The 19,318-nt window shown below is 57.0% G+C and carries 12 protein-coding genes, 1 tRNA gene and 6 pseudogenes; 10 read left to right on the top strand and 9 right to left on the bottom strand.

Going from position 1 to position 19,318, the window contains the following annotated elements:
- Window positions 1–26: 26 nt before the first annotated feature.
- The 4 genes and pseudogenes from ACLI1O_RS05915 to ACLI1O_RS05930 all read right to left on the bottom strand — a co-directional run.
- Window positions 27–560: pseudogene (locus ACLI1O_RS05915) on the bottom strand (ATP-binding cassette domain-containing protein); the annotation flags it as partial.
- A gap of 45 nt (window positions 561–605) precedes the next feature.
- Window positions 606–1,843 (bottom strand): IS3 family transposase gene (locus ACLI1O_RS05920; protein ID WP_411701846.1). Its coding sequence is split into 2 segments (ribosomal slippage): window positions 606–1,516 and window positions 1,516–1,843, totalling 1,239 coding nucleotides; the frame shifts between segments, so codons are not numbered across the junction.
- On the bottom strand, window positions 1,821–2,348 hold the full coding sequence (locus ACLI1O_RS05925) for an ATP-binding cassette domain-containing protein (protein ID WP_411707042.1): 528 nt from the start codon (window positions 2,346–2,348) through the stop codon (window positions 1,821–1,823). Before ACLI1O_RS05925 ends, ACLI1O_RS05920 begins: the two co-directional genes overlap by 23 nt.
- Window positions 2,317–3,543, bottom strand: a pseudogene (locus ACLI1O_RS05930) (IS3 family transposase). The gene ACLI1O_RS05925 and the pseudogene ACLI1O_RS05930 overlap by 32 nt, the downstream one beginning before the upstream one ends.
- 186 nt (window positions 3,544–3,729) lie before the next feature.
- On the opposite strand from ACLI1O_RS05930, the pseudogene ACLI1O_RS05935 reads away from it, so the two are divergent.
- Window positions 3,730–4,276: pseudogene (locus tag ACLI1O_RS05935) on the top strand (cadmium resistance transporter).
- Between the two features lie 251 nt (window positions 4,277–4,527).
- Here the strand turns inward: ACLI1O_RS05935 and ACLI1O_RS05940 are convergent.
- Both ACLI1O_RS05940 and ACLI1O_RS05945 read right to left on the bottom strand, forming a co-directional pair.
- Window positions 4,528–7,134 (bottom strand): DEAD/DEAH box helicase family protein, encoded by a 2,607-nt coding sequence (locus tag ACLI1O_RS05940; RefSeq protein ID WP_349839407.1) that lies wholly within the window; start codon window positions 7,132–7,134, stop codon window positions 4,528–4,530.
- 3 nt (window positions 7,135–7,137) lie between these two features.
- Window positions 7,138–9,137: pseudogene (locus tag ACLI1O_RS05945) on the bottom strand (site-specific DNA-methyltransferase).
- A gap of 343 nt (window positions 9,138–9,480) precedes the next feature.
- Between ACLI1O_RS05945 and ACLI1O_RS05950 the strand changes: the two are divergent.
- Complete coding sequence (locus ACLI1O_RS05950) at window positions 9,481–9,933, top strand: Panacea domain-containing protein (RefSeq protein WP_349839404.1); 453 nt, start codon at window positions 9,481–9,483, stop codon at window positions 9,931–9,933.
- A 2-nt stretch (window positions 9,934–9,935) separates the two neighbouring features.
- Window positions 9,936–10,454 (top strand): hypothetical protein, encoded by a 519-nt coding sequence (locus ACLI1O_RS05955; RefSeq protein ID WP_349839403.1) that lies wholly within the window; start codon window positions 9,936–9,938, stop codon window positions 10,452–10,454.
- 164 nt (window positions 10,455–10,618) lie between these two features.
- Here ACLI1O_RS05955 and ACLI1O_RS05960 read toward each other — a convergent pair whose 3' ends face one another.
- Entirely contained in the window at window positions 10,619–10,906 is a 288-nt protein-coding gene (locus ACLI1O_RS05960) for a hypothetical protein (protein ID WP_349839401.1), read from the bottom strand.
- A gap of 237 nt (window positions 10,907–11,143) precedes the next feature.
- Between ACLI1O_RS05960 and ACLI1O_RS05965 the strand changes: the two are divergent.
- The 4 genes and pseudogenes from ACLI1O_RS05965 to ACLI1O_RS05980 all read left to right on the top strand — a co-directional run.
- Window positions 11,144–12,323, top strand: a pseudogene (locus ACLI1O_RS05965) (IS3 family transposase); the annotation flags it as partial.
- 885 nt (window positions 12,324–13,208) lie between these two features.
- Window positions 13,209–13,850 (top strand): annotated as a pseudogene (locus tag ACLI1O_RS05970) (site-specific integrase); the annotation flags it as partial.
- Between the two features lie 232 nt (window positions 13,851–14,082).
- A protein-coding gene (locus tag ACLI1O_RS05975; protein WP_411701846.1) for an IS3 family transposase occupies window positions 14,083–15,320 on the top strand; the annotation gives its coding sequence in 2 pieces (ribosomal slippage) (window positions 14,083–14,410 and window positions 14,410–15,320; 1,239 coding nt in all).
- Window positions 15,321–15,330: 10 nt separating this feature from the next.
- Window positions 15,331–15,552, top strand: coding sequence for a hypothetical protein (locus ACLI1O_RS05980; protein ID WP_411706765.1), 222 nt, complete (start codon window positions 15,331–15,333; stop codon window positions 15,550–15,552).
- Between the two features lie 269 nt (window positions 15,553–15,821).
- Here ACLI1O_RS05980 and ACLI1O_RS05985 read toward each other — a convergent pair whose 3' ends face one another.
- Window positions 15,822–16,133, bottom strand: a complete 312-nt coding sequence (locus tag ACLI1O_RS05985; RefSeq protein ID WP_349838791.1) for a helix-turn-helix transcriptional regulator — start codon at window positions 16,131–16,133, stop codon at window positions 15,822–15,824.
- Between the two features lie 165 nt (window positions 16,134–16,298).
- Between ACLI1O_RS05985 and ACLI1O_RS05990 the strand changes: the two genes are divergently transcribed.
- The 3 genes from ACLI1O_RS05990 (at window position 16,299) to ACLI1O_RS06000 (ending at window position 18,951) form a co-directional block, all read left to right on the top strand.
- Window positions 16,299–16,571 (top strand): hypothetical protein, encoded by a 273-nt coding sequence (locus tag ACLI1O_RS05990; RefSeq protein WP_349838790.1) that lies wholly within the window; start codon window positions 16,299–16,301, stop codon window positions 16,569–16,571.
- Between the two features lie 40 nt (window positions 16,572–16,611).
- Window positions 16,612–17,184 (top strand): hypothetical protein, encoded by a 573-nt coding sequence (locus tag ACLI1O_RS05995; RefSeq protein WP_411706766.1) that lies wholly within the window; start codon window positions 16,612–16,614, stop codon window positions 17,182–17,184.
- 66 nt (window positions 17,185–17,250) lie between these two features.
- The gene (locus tag ACLI1O_RS06000; RefSeq protein ID WP_349838788.1) at window positions 17,251–18,951 is read left to right on the top strand and encodes a hypothetical protein; all 1,701 of its coding nucleotides are present in this window, start codon (window positions 17,251–17,253) and stop codon (window positions 18,949–18,951) included.
- Between the two features lie 222 nt (window positions 18,952–19,173).
- Here the strand turns inward: ACLI1O_RS06000 and ACLI1O_RS06005 are convergent.
- A tRNA-Pro gene (locus ACLI1O_RS06005) sits at window positions 19,174–19,247 on the bottom strand.
- Between the last annotated feature and the right edge of the window lie 71 nt (window positions 19,248–19,318).

The raw sequence follows: 19,318 nt of genomic DNA on the forward strand, positions 1-19,318 counted from the left end.
TGGGGGCTGGCGGGAGGAGAAATGGGTTAGCTGTGCTCATCGGTAAGCGCGAGGAAAGTGTTTTCCAGACTATGGGCGCTAATGGTGAGGTCATAAGCGCCTGTATGGTTAAGAAGATGGCGGGCCAGTGAATCCGAATCTGAGGTAGTCATATGGACGTGACCTCCAGTGTGGGTGACTTCAGTAACGTCCGGTAGCGAACTGACTGGAGGAATACTGCCGTCAAACTGGGCCGTAATTCTTCGAGCCTCGCCGCGGTTACGTATATCAATTACCTTGTCATCGGCCACAACTTCCCCTTTGTGCAAAAGCACTATCCTTTCAGCAAAACTGTCTGCTTCTTCGAGATAGTGTGTCGCGAAGAAGATGGTGCGCCCGAGCTCAGCCTGGTGCTGCATGGACGCCCAAAAATCCCGGCGAGCGCCTGGATCCATACCGGCAGTCGGCTCGTCAAGGATGAGAATCTGCGGGTCACCCAGGAGCGCAAGCGCGAAACGAAGACGTTGTTGCTCGCCGCCGGAGCACTTACCCACTCGTCGAGACAATATCGGTTCTAAGTTGGTGTGATGGGGCCCGAACCCCGGAAAGTGGACACGGGGATTTAATCAAGATGCGATAGTAAGTGTAGCTGATCCGGCGGCTTCGAAGGCGTTCGGCGAGCGATAGCCGCACCACGAGTGCAAGCGCTTGGTGTTGTAGTGCGTGCACCACCGGAACACGTCCCGACGACATACGATCTGACTTGGGAAAACGGACTCGTCCTGGAGGACTTCCCGTTTCAGCGTGGCGTTGAACGACTCCGCCAACGAGTTGTCCGCGCTCGTCCCGATTGCTCCCATCGACTGGGTGACACCGAATCGTTCACACAGCTTCCGGTATTGCCCAGAGGTATAGACGCTGCCATGATCGGAGTGAAAAATCGCCCCGTCAAGGTTGCCTCGGACCCCGTGGGCCATCGTGAGAGCTTCTTCGACCAACTCCGTGCGCATGTGGTCGGCGATCGCGAAACCGGTCAACTGCCGCGAATAGCAGTCGATGACGGTGGCCAGGTACATATTCGACCCGTCCGCGATCGGCAGGTACGTGATATCGCCGACGTAGATGGTGTTCGGTTTCTCCGCGGTGAACCGGCGTTTCAGCAGGTCGGGCAACTTCGGAGCCCGTTTCGCAGACACGGTGGTCTTCACCCGGCGTTTTTTGGTGTAGCCGAACAGGCCCATCTGGCGCATCAACCTGGCGGTGCGCTTGTGATTGAAAAGGTCGTCGTTGGCTGGATCGGAATTGATGGCCGCCGTCACGCGTTTCGCCCCGTAACAACCGTTCTCGGCCGTGAACACGGCCTTGATCCTCGCTCCCAGCACCGCGTCGTCAAGGACGCGTCGCCGGCGGGCAGGAGCAGCTGATTTCCATTTGTAATACGAGGACCGGTTGATCTTCAAAACCTCACATAACCGCTTGACCTCGTAGAGGCCTCGGTTGTCATCAACGAACCGGAAGCGGTTCACCAGTTCGTCTCTTCCGCGAAATATTTGGCCGCCTTGCGGAGAATCTCTCGTTCCTCCCGGAGCTTGGCGTTTTCGCGTTCCAGCACGCGGATGCGTTCGGCGTCGGAGAGTCCTTCAGCAGGCGTGCGTGCGCTGTTGGCTGCGGCAATGGGGCTGGCGACTTTTTCACCGTTGGCGTTGGTTTTGGTGCCGGTGCCGAAGGCGTCGAGCCAGGTGCGCAGGGAGTTGCGGTTGACCCCGAGATCGGAGGCGATCGCGTTGAGCGTTGCTCCGGGGGTCGACTCGTACAACGAGACTGCGTCGCGCTTGAACTGCTCAGTGTAGGTCTTGCGTGGCATGGTGGAAAGGTACCTCACTTCCCCAGCGAGATGCTGGTTTCAAGGTGTCCACCATCTGGGGGTCAGGTCCATGTGCAACCTCGCCAATGTCTAGCGGCTGGGCAAAGGTAGCGGAAATCATCTTTAAGGTATCGCTTACGGTGAGCTCGGGGAGAAGACCTCCGGATTGGAGCACCGCTGCTAGCTGTGCGTTATTGATCGCTTCCCGGGGGCTTTTGCCTAGGACTCTGACAGTGCCGGAAGATGGTCCGGTAAGCCCTAAGATGAGGTCAATAAGTGTGGACTTTCCAGCGCCGTTAGTACCTAGCAGCGCTACGATTTCTCCGGGGGCGATGGACATTGATACATGATTAAGTGCTTGTACTGAATGCGAGGAGTTCGCAGCGAAGACTTTTTCTACGTCGCGTACCTCAATCGCTGGTGAGGAAATTGAGCTTGGGGTGTGAAGCGTCCTGGGTTTAGTTCCGCTTCTTTTACGGCCCTGTGTTGATGGGCTGGGTGAGATAGTACTCGGTTTCTACTTCCTGTGGGGTGGCGTAGTCCAAAGCTTCATGAAGCCGCTTAGTGTTCCACCAATGCACCCACCGCAAGGTGGCCAGTTCGACTTCTCCGACCGACGTCCACGGGCCCTGGGCATGAATCAGTTCAGCCTTGTAGAGACCGTTGACTGTTTCGGCTAGTGCATTGTCGTAAGAATCGCCGATTGTTCCCACACTCGGGCGGATTCCTGACTCAGCTAGCGCGGTGGAATACTTCAGTGACACGTACTGGCTGCCCCGATCGCTGTGGTGAATTAGTTGGTTTCCATGGATTCGTCCTGCAGTCGTTAACGCATGTTCCAATGCCTCCATGGGCAGCGCATCGGTGCGCATTGTCGAGCGTGTAGCAACACCAACAATTTTTCGGCTGAAGACATCCACGACAAACGCGGTGTAGGCGAATCCTGACAGGGTGCGAACGTAGGTAATGTCGGCAACCCAAAGCCTGCCTGGTGCCTGCGCACGGAAGTTTCGGCGCACTAGGTCTGGGCGATGATCCGGTGCCTTCGGGCTTACCGTTGTTATTGGGGTTCGCCCACGTCTGCGGCCAGAAACACCTGCAAGTTTCATCAGACGTGCGGTCTTGTCGCGACCAATATGAAAGCCTTCGCGGTTCATCGCGTGCCACATTTTGCGGATGCCGTAGACCGAGAAATTCTCCGCATGCACACGCTGTATCTCTGGGATGAGCAGGCTATCGCTTAAGGCTCTTGCGCTGGGAACACGTGTGGTGGCTTTGCGGTAGCCGCGTGAAGTAATGAATCCACGATCTGCTTGTTTAAGGACTCTGCAGATGGACCCGGGCCCCAAACTGATCTTTATACGCGTCGATGTAAGAGATCATTTGGTCGTGGGTCGGTCGAGTTCCGCTGCGAAAAAAGCCGAAGCAGTCTTAAGAATCCCGTTTGCTCGTTTCAGTTCGCGGTTTTCTCGGCGCAGACGCCTGAGTTCTTCTTCCATTGTTTCGCCGCCTGAAGCGTCAGAATTATCGCGTACTGAAGCGCTGTCACGGTACCAAGCCCGCAACGTGTGGTGAGATACTCCAAGCAGCTCACCGACCTCCGTGTAGGCGCGTTGCAGTGAGCAAGACTCCAGGCGGACCATTTCGATGATCTGATGGACCGCCTTCTCCTTGAACTCGACGGAATACTTTCTAGGCATAGTTCAATCCTTCCTTAGCTGAGGTAGGAACTAAACCCAGGACGCTTCAGTGCGTGTCGTTTTCATGTCTTGCACTTAACCAGGCTTGCGTTCGTAATAGCAGGAACTGTGTCACGAGGTTTCCATGACAATTGTCATCGGTGCATACGTTAAGCTAGCTGGGCGCTTACTAATCTCGCATCCGCAATCGCCTTATTCATCGTCACCAATATCGACGATATCGTTGTTCTCTCGCTATTCTTTGCCCGTGGCGCGGGCAGGAAGGGCACGACCAAAGCCATTCTTTTGGGGCAATATCTGGGATTTTTTAGGGATCCTCGCGGTCTCTGTAGCACTTGGCCTGGGACTTAGCGCTATTCTTCCGGAAGACTGGATACGCTTTTTCGGGCTTATTCCCTTGGCCATTGGCCTTTGGGCAGCCTGGGAGGCCTTTCGCGGGGAAGAGGACGATGACGTTTCCGGAAAGAAGCTCAGCGTTGCTGCGGTAGCCGGGGTCACCTTTGCCAATGGCGGCGATAATATCGGAGTGTACCTGCCGGTATTTACCACGTCTTCGCCCTCAGACATCGCGGTGTACTGCATCGTATTCCTCGTTTTGGTCGCCGGCCTTGTAGCGGTAGCGAAGTTCGTGGCCACACGGCCAGCCGTAGCAGAAGCGCTAGAGAAGTGGGAGAGCGTGTTATTTCCCACGGTGCTTATCCTATTAGGCCTTGCCATCCTTTTTGCGGTGTAGACGAGGCATACAGAAAATCCCACGGCCGAGGAGCTACTCCATAGCCGTGGGATGAGTCTTTTGCGAAACTACCCACCCACCTGCACCGGCACTAACCACAGCGGTGGTTTCCGCCGGTTTCCGTTCCCGGTTCCGTCGGCTGGTGGCCGCGGCGGTGTCGGAGGTGGGGTCACATCAGGAGGTTCGTCCCCAGTCCTAGCCCGTATCCGCGAGAAGGGCAGGATAACGCCACGACCGGAGACATAACCCACCTAATTAGGCGACACAATCGGATCGGAAACGCTGAGCAGCCTGCGCCAGGAACCCGCCGAGGAAATCGTGTCCTCGTAGGCAATCACGTAACCCACCTTCACGCCCGCCATATCCGGGTGGCTAGCCATCAAATTGATGGCTTCCTCAGCAGCAGCTCGTTTCTTCTGCACCTCGTCGTTCGCGCGTCCACCGGCATCCTTGCCCTCAACAATCCAGGTTCTGCCCTCCTTATCGCGAACGATGAAGTCCGGGTAGTACGACCGCCGCGGGGCGTAGCCGATGCTGGCTTGATCCTCCGGGTATAGCCGTGTCCACCACTCAACATCCGGGGATACGTCCAGGTCACTAGCCAGTTTCGCTTCGCCTGAGTAGGAGTCAAAGGCAGCAGCGTTGTAAAGTCCTTTCTCCCAGCCGGAGTAGTACTGGCGGCGAACAAACTTCGACTTATCCTCCGGGCGCGGAATGATGTCACGTCCCTTGGGAAGCTGATAGCTACGCCGCTGCTCATGGGGCAAAAGCAGGGGCACGAGTCGCACAGTCGGCTCCAACGACGCAGTGAACTGTTTAACTGCCTGCGAGACCATCGTCCGCAATGCCTCACTGGCTGTGGCTAGTGCGTCCACCGTCCACTCGGTAACAGAGACAGCGTTCATAAAGGCTGGGACAATGCGGTTATCTAGCTGGCTGAGGTTTTCCCTGTTGCGGTCAACCAGATGATTCTTCAAGATGATTGCTTTAATCTCACGTCGGGCAGTATCCGTGTCAATGGCTACCGACTGCACCTGCATCTGTTCCAGGCGGCGTGGGGTGATGGTGTGGGCTTTGAACGTGAGCTTATAGCGCTCCATCTCGCTGGTAGCTTCATCTGTCACCTTGCCCGCGGCTGCAACAATCTCGGCATTAGTGAGCTTGTGTAGCGGGAAAAACTCGTCTTCGCGCATACAGGTCGTGTGCGGGAACCAGAAGGAAACACCCTCAAATCGCTTCACCAATTCCACTACCGCTGGTGTGGTGGCATCATCATGCCAGTTGTCAAGGTCGCGGCCACCACCTCCTAGCTCACGTAGCTTACCCACTGGGCGTGGAAGTGCTGTTTGACCTGCTAATTCCGTGTCCCCTTGGTCGGAAGTATCCGGGTCGGTGGTGTTGGTGTCGGTTGCTGGATCTGATGCCACGGTCAGCGCCGGGCCGGTGCCAGGGTGGGTGTCTGTGTCAGGCTGCGGTAGATCGCTACCGCCGCTGGTATCGGTATCCGGCTTCGGTGGCGCGGTGTCAGTTTCGGTATCAGAATCCGGCTCCGGGGTCTGCGGCCGGGTGTCTACACCGAAGGAATGCAGTACTTTCTCGCTTTTAAGCAGTCGCCTAAACGAATCGTGAGCCACGATCTCCAAGGTGTCGATAGCCTCCACGTCGGTGTAGCGCTTAAACGGCAGTCGGAGGCCTCGACCAAGTGTTTGCTGGGTCAATATGTCGGAGTCCATGGCGCGCAGAGTGACCATCACCGCGATCGAGCGGGTATCCCAGCCCTCTTTGAGCTTGTTAACGCTCACGACCGCGCGCACCGGGGAGTCCGGGTTGTCCAGGCCATTGAGCAGTGCGGTCTTTTCCTCGGTCATGGAGTCTGAATCCACACGCAGTACCGCATACGGGTTGTTGAAGAACTCCGGGCCTGCCAAAAGCTCTTCCACCTCGGTGGCGTGCGCGATGTTTTCGCACACCACCATCATCACCGGATTAATCGGGGACGTGCCATCGTCGGCGTGTCGCGCGGCGTACTCGTCGTAGAACTTCTGCTTGTAGGCGCGCAAGGTGGCCGCGTCTTTAAGCTGCTGGTATTGCTCGCGCTCGCCGTAGCCGTCGCGGCGGTAGACAATGACCGGCGTTTTCACTGATTTGTCGCCTATGGCTTCGCGCAGGGTGTAGCGGAAAACCACATCGTCGTCCTCGTCGGCAGAGGCGGTAAGCCCTACCAGCATGGCTGGGTTGAGGTCAGCAATCGCGGCGTGGAAGGAGGCCGCAGACGCGGAATACAGGTGGTGCTCGTCGGCAATGACTACCAGATCGTCGCGGGAGGCCAGGTCGTCGTAGAGGACTCCGGCGTACTCGGAGAACTTGCGGATGCCGCGCGCGGTGGCTTGTTTGCCGCCCCCCTTGGTTTCTCCCTCCATCTTCTTCGGGGCGATAAGCTGCTGAATGTTAAAGACGAACACGCTAGAGGCCGACTGTTGCTCTGCCTCGGTACGCCCTGCTGCCATGGACTTGTAGTTATCTGGGGTAATAACCACAGGATCCAGTGCGGCACCCTCGATGAACTTGCCGGAACCGCGCGTGAAGTTAGCCACGGTCTTGGTCTGCACCACCAAGCCGGGTGTTACCACCACGACGTTGCGCACGCCACCACGGCGCAGGTATTCGATGAACGCGGCCATGACATAGGTCTTGCCCGCGCCCGTAGCCACGTCCATGACCAGCGCGTGTGCGCCGTCTACGCCGCTATCCATTCGGCGCGCGAGAGTATCAAGTGCTCGGGTATTGGCTGTGCGCAGTCCAAAGCTCGCGGAGAGTTCGTCCACGAGTGCCGGGTCATAATTTAGTTGCAAGGTCATGGTCTAGGCCTCCTTAGCGTGAGAGAGGGTGCGGGTGAACAGTCCATCAGGCAGGTGGATAATTCTTGAACCAGGGCAGGCCTTATGCAGATAGCGGCCTAAGTCAGAATCAGCGGAGGTGGCTGCAACGGTCACCGCTTCACCATCAGGTACGTAGTACACCAGCTCGTCGATGAACTCTTGGGTAAGCGGCTGGCGGGTGACAAACAGGTTCATCTTCTCCCGCTTGGCCGGGAATACCGGGTTGTCCGGGGTCATACGAAACCGCAGGTGCGCGGCGACTGCTGCGGACAGGTTGCGCGCGGTCGCGTCCTCGGTAAGGACGACAAGGCCGGTGTCATCGTCCACGTCGAAGCAGGGTTTGGACAGCCGTGCGGTGGTGAAACCTCCACCGCCGCGCCAGTTGATCGTGTCCGGTGATTTCTTGGTCTTGACCAGCTTCTTTACCGTGCGAAGATCAGCGGACTTTTTCAGCTCTGGTTCGTCCTTGACTGCCTTATTCAGTAAGGAGGTCAGCTTCTGCGCGTCCTCAGCCGACAAGCCCTCCGGTAAGCCGTCGGCGCTTGCGTCCACACGCTCGCCCTTGGTGACGGTAATACCTCCCATATCCTCGCCGCGTACCACCTTTCCAACCGTGGCCGGGTAAAGCGGTTAAACGTATCCTCCACCAGCTCGCACGTCACCCAACGCCTGCCCATCTTGTGTGCTACCGCAGCCGTGGTGCCCGAGCCTGCAAACACGTCCAACACGATGTCGCCGGGGTTGGTAGCAATGTGGATAATGCGCTCTAGCAGTCGCTCTGGTTTGGGGGTGGCGAAAGCTGTGGTGCCGGGGAACAGGGCTTTCAGTTCAGACTTCGCCGCGCGATTGTGGCCCACGTCCTCGTTCGTCCACCAAGTGCGCGGTGGCTGGCCCTCCTTCGGCGGGTAGGACTTACGGCCAAAGGAAGTCTCCGTGACAAAGAACTCGGGCCAGTTACCCTGCTCCATGCGCTCACGTGTGCGCTGTGCAGCATCATCTGCGTACTGAGGATTAATGATTAGGTCGCCAACGTCCCCACGCAGAACGTCCTTGGACAGTCCCGTCTCCTTGGCGCGCAGCTCCAAATCTGGGGCCTCCCACTTCAAGACTCCGTACTGGGACAGTGAATCGAAAAGTCGCTCTTGCCCAAAACACCAGTGACGGCCGCTCGCGGGATACATCATTTCGCCTGTGAGTGGGTGTTGAATGGCAAACACAGCGGGGTGCTGCATTTTTCCGCTCATGTTTCCCGGTGCACTTCGGTTGTCAGAGAACCAGATACCACGTTCGTCCCCGTCCGGGTTGGTAAACCGGGCGTTATCCTCGGCGGTACGCTCCATGCGGTTCAGTGTCAAAGCGGACGACTTTCCGTACACCAAAATAACGTCGTGGTCGGCAGAAAACCCAGACACGTCGTTCCTCGCGGAGTCCGCTTTCTGCCACACCACCTCAGCCACAAAGTTCTCCGCGCCGAACACCTCGTCCATGAGCAGGCGCATACGGTGGTTTTCCACGTCGTCCAGGTGTACCCAGATGGATCCGTCATTGCTCAGCAGTTTCTTCAGATGCAGCAGCCGGTCACGCACCATGGTCAACCACACGGAGTGCTCTAGGTTGTCCTCATAGTTGGCAAAGGTCTGCGCGGTGTTAAAAGGCGGGTCGATGTAGATGCACTTGACCTGGACGACGTACTTATCAGTTAGTTCCGGTACACGGGTGAGTGTTTCGAGTACGTCGCCGGACTCTCCCAGAATCAGCAGGTTGTCGTCGGTGGGCGTAAAATCGGCGCGCTCAGAGTAGGTTCGTCCCTCCTCCTTGGGTTGCTGTTCGCCGCGCACCGTATCGCCATACTCTAAAAAGTGAGTCTGGCAGTAGCGCGGGTCGGTCGGGTCAACCCACGTGTAGCCATATTTACCCTGCTCAGTGGGGATAAGGGCCTGGTCTTTGTTGTACCACGTTAGCTCTAGACGCTGCTTCGTCATAGGCTGCGCACTCCTTTTGTGTACCGAGGATAGAACGGATCCAGTTTATCCAGCAGGGGCAGGTTTTGGGGTCGCGGTGCCTCTGTTTTAGTGACCCGTCCCCAGTCCTAGGTAGCTAACCATCGAAGCGGAAAGTCACACTCTGTACCCCCACGGGGTGCCTTGGGGAGAAATCTTCAACTACCAGGTAATTCACTCGCACTCTTGCTGCTAGTTCGGCTTATGCAAGATGTTTACCGGGGGAGGTGGACGTGTCGGGCTAGCAACTTCCTCGAAATACATGGATAATTGGGGTGGTTAGAAGTTATCGGCACACCCACTACATGAGTGAAAGGAGCAAGTCATGGCACGTGTGAACGATGTAGCGAGGTACATTTTGGAGCGTCAAGGCGGTCACGTGAGCACCATGAAGCTTCAGAAGCTCGTGTACTACTCGCAAGCATGGAACTTGGTTTGGGATGAAAAGCCGCTTTTCAACGCCCGAATTGAAGCGTGGGCTAATGGTCCGGTGACGCGGGAGCTTTACGGTAAACACCGTGGCGAGTTCACCGCGAACGTTAACATGTTTCCCGGTGATTCCGACCGTCTCACTGCCGACGAAAAAGAAACTATTGACACGGTTCTTGGTGCGTACGGCCACCTAAGCGGGCAACAGTTGAGCGACTTGTCCCATAGCGAGCGTCCTTGGCGTGAGGCACGTAAGGATGTGGCAGATGGGGCTTCTTCTACTAACGAAGTTAGTCAAGAAGTCATGCAAGATTTCTACAGCGCCATGCAGTCGGCTTCTACTGTCTAGCGGTGGGTAGTAAGAAGCGCAAGAAGAAGAAGCTTGCGCGTCAGCAAAACAACGCCGGTGGCAAACACGTCCCACCGTTCAGTCCGATTGCTAACGGCAAAGCTGTTCCTTCTACCGCAACTGGCGAGGAGTCATATCGGGAGAAGCTTGTTCGGTGGACAGTGAGCGAGCTAGATGACAATTCAGGAATTGAAGGGTGTCGTTGGGAGCTAAGTTCAAAGGAGACAAAAGAACTGCTTACCTTTCTAGACACCGTTTCTAAGAAAACTTGGAAAGAATGCCTAACCGAGACGGTCATGTCTGGGAAGAAAAAACGCGCCCGAAATCATGATCATGATGTATCTACCCTCGGCAAAGATGCCCAAGCGCGTATCAGGCAGCTGCCAGAAGCCGAGGAACGAATATTTCGATTTCGGCTATCTAATGAGACCCGGTTGTGGGGGTTTAGGTCAGACGATTTGTTTAGGGTGTTGTGGTACGACCCCGAACACCAAGTCTACCCGTTGGACAACGACAAGTAATACAAAGGCCACCGCTACAGTGTCGGGTGTTGATACGCGCCCCGCTGGGCATGTTGCTACCTCATAAAAATCGGTGGTCAGGAACCTAAAATTTTAGTCCCTGACCACCAGAAATAACGTGGCGGTGCTTTAGGCCAGCACGACCTCCTTACTCGTCCCGCCAGCTACATCCGCTCGATGTCTACATCTCCATCCAACACGCGCGGCTCTACCTCCATGTGGATCCCGCGGTAGGGAAGTAGCGCGCGGATAATGTCGTGGGTGATGTCGATACCTGGTTCTGGTTCGTCCCTCAGCAGGTGGTGCAGACTAGGGCAGTAGTCCACGCCGGGAAACTCGTCCTTTGCTTCGGGAACACAGCCGTCTGGGTCGTGGGTCGTGCAGCGAATGATCAGGTCGTCATGCACAGTATTGGGCAGGTTGAGGGTGAGTCCTGGGGTGGAGTAGGACATGTCGGCAACCGTGGCCTCGTTGATAGACCTGGTAAGTGGGATGGGGCCGCGGGCAGCGTCACCGCCCTGGATTCGGGTGAGTCCCGCGCGGTTGCCGTAGGTGTCGGCCAGGGTGACAAAGGTGACGCGTACGGCAGCGGTGGGTACAGCGGACCTGACCCCTGTTTGGTGGACACCTGATATCCAGCCCAGTCGAGCTGGGAAGAAAGGTAATCTACCACCATGTCCAGGTACTGAGAACAGTTCAAACGCGATGCCGTAGCCCTCTATGAGAACAATGAGGACCTCTCGCTGAACAAAGCATCAGCAGAGCTCGGTATCAATCGAGCCTCGCTACATTCTTGGGTCAAAAAGTACGGCACCGGCAAACGTGCCCGCATAAAAGCAGTGCACGATCAAGCCCAAGCGGCGAATGATTCTGCGCGAATCCGACAGCTAGAAAAGGAAGTCTCTAAGCTGCGCGAAGAACGCGATATCCTGCGTAAGGCCGCGAAATATTTTGCTTAAAGCAACTCACTGGTGATCCGCTTCCAGTTTGTCGATGACCACCGAACCGAATACTTGGCTTATGCGGATGTGCCACGTTTTAAAGCTGAATCGTTCCTCGTTTTACAAGTGGGTGAGCACCCGCAAAAAGCGCAGGTTAAAAATATATTCTGACGGTCTTATTGGTGCAAGAATCACAACCATCTTCGATGATGAGCACGGGCTTTACGGAGCTAAACGCATCGCCGCAAGCCTCAAGGAAGACCTGGCGTATACCCCGGTCAATCACAAGAAGGTTGCACGCATCATGAAATCCATGGGACTAAAAGGCTTTAGCAAACGGCGTCGATGCATCACCACCAGGCGCAAGCCTGGTCACCGTGTCATGCCAGATTTACTAGGCCGTACATTCACCGCTGACGAGCCGAATCGTGTGTATGTCGGCGACATTACCTACCTGCCGTGTAAGGGCGGCAAGAACATGTATTTGGCCACAGTCAGTGACACGTATTCACGTAAACTTGCAGGTTATGCACTCGCAGACCACATGCGGGTCTCACTGGTCATCGATGCCCTAGCCCACGCACATGGTGTGCGTGGCAGTCTTGACGGGGCTATTTTCCATTCTGATCACGGCAGTGTGTACACCTCACAAACCTTTAGGAACTACTGCTCGTCGTTAGGTGTCCGCCAGTCCATGGGAGCGGTGGGAACTAGTGCCGATAATGCCCTAGCAGAATCGTTTAACGCCACCTTAAAGCGAGAAGTCTTGCGTGATCGGAAAGTCTTTGACAACCCAATTACCTGTCGCCAAGAGGTCTTCCGGTGGTGCATGCGCTATAACACGCGCCGGCGGCACTCCTGGTGCAATCTCGTAGCGCCTGATGTCTTTGAAACCAAGTCTTCGGCTATACTGACCACAGCAGCATAGCTAGCCCCCGATGTGTCCACTTTTCGGGGGTCAGGCCCAGCCAGCGAGGAGAAGGCAGTGAGCACGCGGTCGTCGTGGTCGGTGAACCTACCGGACTCGCCGGTAAAAGTCAGGGTGTAGTTGTAGAGCGCGGCGGTAGCCATCGACAGCATGGTGTCAGCTACCTGGTGCCCTGCTCGCAGGGTGGCGGTGATAAGTGGCAGGTCGCTTGCTGTGATTTCGGTGGTGAAGTACTGGCAGTACAGTGGTGTGCTCATGTCGAGTGTGGACATGGTTCGTCCCTTTCCTTTGAGGGTGTGAGCAGTGGAAATGTAAAGTGCCGGGCACGGCAACGGGTAGAAATTTGCGAATATGCAAACCGCCCGCGCGGTGGTCTTCCGATGTGCGAGGTATGGCAATGGGCCACGCGGAACGAGATGGAATTGCGGATACGCAATCGCGCCCGACGGTGGTCACGCTAGCCGGTGTGAGCCGCGCGCCAATCTCCGCCCAGGTCGCGGGTGAAACGGCTAGCCACAACCGGGGGCAGTGGATCTACATGTTGTGGTGGACATAGCTGTGGGCCACAAAGCGGGGCCTTGACGGACTTGGTGGGTAGAGTTAGGGCCACGTCCGAAGCTCGCGCGGGGGTACTAAATATGGCATGTCCCCATACGCAATAGCCCAATATAGTGTGGTGGTTCGTCCGGTAGATTTTTGCGGAACCGCAAACACGCAGGTCATATAAGGAATTCCTGCGAAGTTGGCGGGGTGAGGTCACCTGCTAGCCATATTGCATATCGGCAAACAAGACTATGTGTAGCGGAGTGCACTGCGTGGCCTAGCCACGTAGCATCCACTACACCGCCCCATTCCACTGCGATCGTGCCGACGAAGGAAAGGCCCATGTCCAGTAACTACACCACCGCCGACTATGAGGCGATCATCGCCAACTGCACACCACACGCCGTGCGCTCCGAGCCGTGGAGCCACGTCGCCGACTTCACCCGCGAGTGCGTGCGCGCACTTAACATCACCCCGGATAACACCAGCCGCGACGCACTGCGCAACACACTCAACTGCGTGTCCAAGCTCGCCGCCTGGGTCTGGGTGAGCTACGGCGTGGTGACTGTCGAGACCGTCTTCCACCCCGACATCATCGGCAACTACTTCCTTGCCGGAGATGGCGCAAAGCTCAGTCCGTCCACCGCTGGAACCCAGCGCTCGCTGCTGTGCCGTGTTGCAGAAGCGATCAACGACGACTGGAACCCTGACTACCAGCACCCGATTAGTTATGAGCCAACCCTTGAACCCTACGACACTTATGCCTGCGACAGGCTGTGGGACTGGGCCGAGTCGCAACCCACCGCTGCCCGCCGCCGCAACTTCACCACGGTGCTAGCTCTTACCCTGGGGGCGGGGCTGCGCGCGGGAGAAATCTGCACGCTGCGCGGCAAAGACGTGCGCGTTGACGGCGACGGAGTACTGCTGTTTCCGCACGGTTACCGCGGGGCTGGCCCGCGCGAGGTGCCACTTTTGAAGTCTCATACCGAGCTAATACAGCCGGTCATTATGGCTACCGGCCCGGAGGACTACCTGTTTAGGCCGGGCCGGGACAACGAGAACGTTAGCCAGCTCTCTGCCTACCTGCGCCGGGTAATACCTAGTATATCGCCGGACATGGTGCCGGATACCCGCAGGTTGCGCAACGGACCTGACCCCCAGATGGTGGACACCTTGAAACCAGCATCTCGCTGGGGAAGTGAGGTACCTTTCCACCATGCCACGCAAGACCTACACCGAGCAGTTCAAGCGCGACGCAGTCTCGTTGTACGAGTCGACCCCCGGAGCAACGCTCAACGCGATCGCCTCCGATCTCGGGGTCAACCGCAACTCCCTGCGCACCTGGCTCGACGCCTTCGGCACCGGCACCAAAACCAACGCCAACGGTGAAAAAGTCGCCAGCCCCATTGCCGCAGCCAACAGCGCACGCACGCCTGCTGAAGGACTCTCCGACGCCGAACGCATCCGCGTGCTGGAACGCGAAAACGCCAAGCTCCGGGAGGAACGAGAGATTCTCCGCAAGGCGGCCAAATATTTCGCGGAAGAGACGAACTGGTGAACCGCTTCCGGTTCGTTGATGACAACCGAGGCCTCTACGAGGTCAAGCGGTTATGTGAGGTTTTGAAGATCAACCGGTCCTCGTATTACAAATGGAAATCAGCTGCTCCTGCCCGCCGGCGACGCGTCCTTGACGACGCGGTGCTGGGAGCGAGGATCAAGGCCGTGTTCACGGCCGAGAACGGTTGTTACGGGGCGAAACGCGTGACGGCGGCCATCAATTCCGATCCAGCCAACGACGACCTTTTCAATCACAAGCGCACCGCCAGGTTGATGCGCCAGATGGGCCTGTTCGGCTACACCAAAAAACGCCGGGTGAAGACCACCGTGTCTGCGAAACGGGCTCCGAAGTTGCCCGACCTGCTGAAACGCCGGTTCACCGCGGAGAAACCGAACACCATCTACGTCGGCGATATCACGTACCTGCCGATCGCGGACGGGTCGAATATGTACCTGGCCACCGTCATCGACTGCTATTCGCGGCAGTTGACCGGTTTCGCGATCGCCGACCACATGCGCACGGAGTTGGTCGAAGAAGCTCTCACGATGGCCCACGGGGTCCGAGGCAACCTTGACGGGGCGATTTTTCACTCCGATCATGGCAGCGTCTATACCTCTGGGCAATACCGGAAGCTGTGTGAACGATTCGGTGTCACCCAGTCGATGGGAGCAATCGGGACGAGCGCGGACAACTCGTTGGCGGAGTCGTTCAACGCCACGCTGAAACGGGAAGTCCTCCAGGACGAGTCCGTTTTCCCAAGTCAGATCGTATGTCGTCGGGACGTGTTCCGGTGGTGCACGCACTACAACACCAAGCGCTTGCACTCGTGGTGCGGCTATCGCTCGCCGAACGCCTTCGAAGCCGCCGGATCAGCTACACTTACTATCGCATCTTGATTAAATCCCCGTGTCCACTTTCCGGGGTTCGGGCCCCAACACCTGGATCATTGGCCGCATTGCGGAAGGTGTTCCCACTGATGTGCTGTGTGCTGCGGCAGGGCTAAAGTCTTTGCACCAGTTCGAGGACTACGTGGTCGAGGCCGGAGCTAACCGCCGCCATGCCTACCGGATTCTTTTGGCTGGAGGCTCTACCCATGGCACCCCAGGTGGAGGCCTGTACGTGCTGTAGCTCGGCTCACGGAGACTTCCTGAGCTAGCCCTAGCGATTGCATATCTGCAAAGTCGAATTGCGGATACGCAAAACTGGTCTCATGGTGCACAGAACGCACCAGGGACGAACTACCCTGTGAACTGCGGGTTTAATCATGGAATGAGGTAAGAAGGCACCGCCACCTAGTTCGTGGTGTAGGTGTGCTCACCTCGTGAGCCATGAACGACACCCATGTAACTCACGCCCGACTCACCAGTGTTGGAAACATGCAGTTTCCAACACTGGGGTCATTGACTGCCGTATCGGTGGCTGCGATGGTTCGGCCACAAGGCCTCGCCTGTAGTGACCTCGATATTGGCAATGACACGTCCCGTCGGGATCATCTCGCCGCGGATGATTCGGGTGATGGTGGAGGCGGGGATACCACAAGCATCAGCCAAATGCTTGGCACTGGGGTAGCTCCCGTTCAGGGTGAGCTGCTGGACGTTGCGGGAAAAGTACTGCAATTTCCGCATGACCGGATCGTGGGCCTCGATATGGGCATGAGGCCAGTTGGCGTAACGCCTGACCGGAGCTTCGGCGGGAAGGTCGGAAGCCACGAGACCACTTCCTTTGAACCAGATGAAAAAGACGAACCACCTCAGTCTAAATACAGTGAGGTCTACGCTGTGATCGACACACTGACTACACGCGGATTACTCCCGCCTACTACTCCCACCGTTCAGCGCAACCGCAAGCGCGTACTCGCGACATATTTTTGCTACATGCGCGATCGCTGGTACGACGACATCGACGTGGATGGCTGCATCTACCTGCTGCGCGATGGCGGAAAAATTCGCACCTACCTGCAAGCCCGTACAGCAGATTTATCCAAGCCCAGCCTCAATGCCACCCGCCGCACCTTGAACCGCTGCGCAAGCCATGTCATTGGCCTGAAAGGCGCGCTGGAATGGGCAGAAGAATTGCCGGAGGTCTTTTACCCAGCAGCAAAAAGCTCCGCGCCGAGCCTACAACGCCAGCGAACTTATCCGCATTGATGATTGGGTTCACTCCCGCCCGCGACGCGAGTCGCGGGGCGTGGCCTGCATCATCGTGTCACTGGCCCTGGGTGCTGGCATGTCCACCGAGGAAATCTATCACTGCCGCTATGGCGACTTCACCGACTTTGGCACGGTACTAGCAGTTCGTGCTCGCGGTGGTCGTGGTATTACGCCGCGTACTGTTCCGCTGACGGCACCTTTTGACGATCTCATGCGCCAGGTGCTGCATGGTGTGGGCGAGGATCGCAGGGACGAACCACTTGTGAAACCCAACTCAGCGCGCCGCCGCAATGATGCCACAGGCCCACACCTCATATCTGACTTCATTCAAAGGACGAGCCCAAACCCATCGAGTACCGGCCTTGCCCCGACACTTCCTAGGCTGCGCTATACCTGGATCGCCGACCACGCCGCCGAGCGCGTGGACTTTAACCAGCTGCTCTATGCCACCGGAAACATTCAGCCCTTCCAGGACACGTTTCACCACATGATCGTTGAATCTGGCGCGCTCACCGAGACCGAATACCGTGAGTGGATAAGCGGCAACAGGGACGAACCAGATTACCCGCCGCTTCGAGTCGTCGAACCGAGAGCAGGAGGCGAATTCTAGGTGGCCCACTTCAACACCACACCCACCCCGCTGCTTCGCCTGGATGGAGCCAGCGTTTCCTGGGCATTGACCATCATCGACCGCACCGACATCTGCCACCATCTTGACACCTGGCGGTGCGTAGACGGCTACGACCCCGCCAAAGGAGGCAGGCCTAAATCCGTTAACGACCGCACCATCCTCGCGCTCTACCTGATTCTGGCGCGCTCTGGTCAACCCATGCACTTGACCACCATGACGACACTTTTGGCCTCGCCTGACACGACAGACAAGGCTTTAGAACTCCTTAACCTGCCCAGCCGCGATAGGGCACGACGGGTAGGAGATAACTACTTTGTTCAGCACGACCTGTGGTACTACCGCCTGTGGCGCGCGTTGCACAGATTCCTTAATGTCGTTGACCCATTCGACAACATCCCGCACCGCGCCAGGCTTACCCGCAGCGAGTTCAACCGTCTGATGGGCGAACAAGACTCTGAGCGCCGCGAAGAAAAATGGCAGCGCGCCACCTACGTGTTCAATGAGCTGGTTATGGCTAGCACTCAGGACATGCCCGAAGAATACCGAGCCAATTGGCAGGGAGACCTCACCTTAGACGGCACCCTGATTCCAGGAGTGCGCCGTGGCAACAACCGATGGACGAACCAACCAGACGATCTCATGTCTTCTGAACCGGAAGCAGGCTGGTACTCGCGAGACGAGCGGCAGGAAACACATGGCGAATCAAAGCGAAAGCGAAACGCCAAGCATGTGTGGGGTTGGGAGGCCACACTTGTTGCCGGTGTCATTCAAGACCAAGGCCCATATGCACAGCCACACCTGATTATGGGCATCGGATTCGACCGGCCCAGCCACAACCCTGCGATCCGTGGGCTGGAAGCCATGCGGCATTTAACTGACGACCCCGAGACACCTAAGAGCATAGTGGTGGGCGATCGTGCGTACTTCGCGGTGGCTAAGACCAAACACTTCCATGAACCACTGCGTAAAAAGGGATACACGCTGGTGGGAGACTACAAAACCAACCAGCTGGGAAAGCGCGGATCCTATGAAACCATGGGGTTAGTTGAAGGCCACTGGTACTGCCCGGCCATGCCGAAACCTCTGGTGGAAGCCACTGAAGACTTCTATGCCGGGCGTATTGATGAGGCCACCTACAACCAGCGGATCAACGAGCGCCGCGCCTTTGCCATGCGGAGAAAAGGCAAGAAGCTCTCCGGTGAGAGTCAGATGTTTATGTGTCCAGGTCGAGGTAAAGGAAAGACACTGGCATGTCCCTTGGTGGAAAAGAGTCAGCGCCAGGACGCGAGAGACAGAGGACTACCCTCCATCTCCGGGCCAAATCTATCTACTGCGCGCAAGGCAAAAGGAAAGTGCTGTACCAATAAGGTCTCGGTAACTATCCCGAATAAGGAGGGAATGCGCTACCGCCAAACTGGCCCTGCTTTTAAGACACCGGAATGGAAGAAGGTGTATGGCACCTGGCGCAACGTGATTGAAACCCGCAATGACTATGTAAAGAACAATCGTGGTGGTGCCGCTATTGGCGATCACACCCGCAGGCCCGTTCGTGGTTTTGCTGCGGCCTTTTTCTATACGGCCCTTGGTGTGGTTGCGGCCAATGTATCCATGATTCGGCGCTTTCTTGGCCGGGTGGAAAGGGACGAAAAGACCCCGCCACCTGGCACGCGAGATCCGCAGCCGCCGCGCGATCCGGCGCGCGAGAAGGCAAGCCCGAACGCGCCGCCTGCGCGCGAGGCTGCTTAAGACCAACTGAATACAACTTTGTTTCTAGCTCGGAAAACCACATGGGGTTCCGGGCTAGAAGTCGTTTTAGAGGGGACGAACCATGTTGTGTTTCTTATTAGTCAACGACTGGATCAGAGCGGAAAACGACTAAACCCACCGCGGTAAAGCGGTGGGTTTATCTGTCGGAGACAGTTTCGCAAATGATTCAAGCTAGATTCGCAAAACCGTCGGGATAATTTGTCGGGCTAACAGGATTTGAACCTGCGACCCCTACACCCCCAGTGTAGTGCGCTACCAAACTGCGCCATAGCCCGGCGTCGCATTATTTGTTGCGACTGCCCTAGATTACATCAGGATAATTCCACAGTGAAATCTAGGCCGTGAC

The organism is Corynebacterium sp. LaCa78, from assembly GCF_046717505.1.
GTDB lineage: Bacteria > Actinomycetota > Actinomycetes > Mycobacteriales > Mycobacteriaceae > Corynebacterium.

Bases quoted from the DNA above. Each gene is read 5' to 3' on its own strand.
- ACLI1O_RS05940 (WP_349839407.1), bottom strand. From the start codon at position 7,134: ATGACCTTGCAACTAAATTATGACCCGGCACTCGTGGACGAACTCTCC.
- ACLI1O_RS05950 (WP_349839404.1), top strand. From the start codon at position 9,481: ATGGCACGTGTGAACGATGTAGCGAGGTACATTTTGGAGCGTCAAGGC.
- ACLI1O_RS05960 (WP_349839401.1), bottom strand. From the start codon at position 10,906: ATGTCCTACTCCACCCCAGGACTCACCCTCAACCTGCCCAATACTGTG.
- ACLI1O_RS05990 (WP_349838790.1), top strand. From the start codon at position 16,299: ATGCGCGATCGCTGGTACGACGACATCGACGTGGATGGCTGCATCTAC.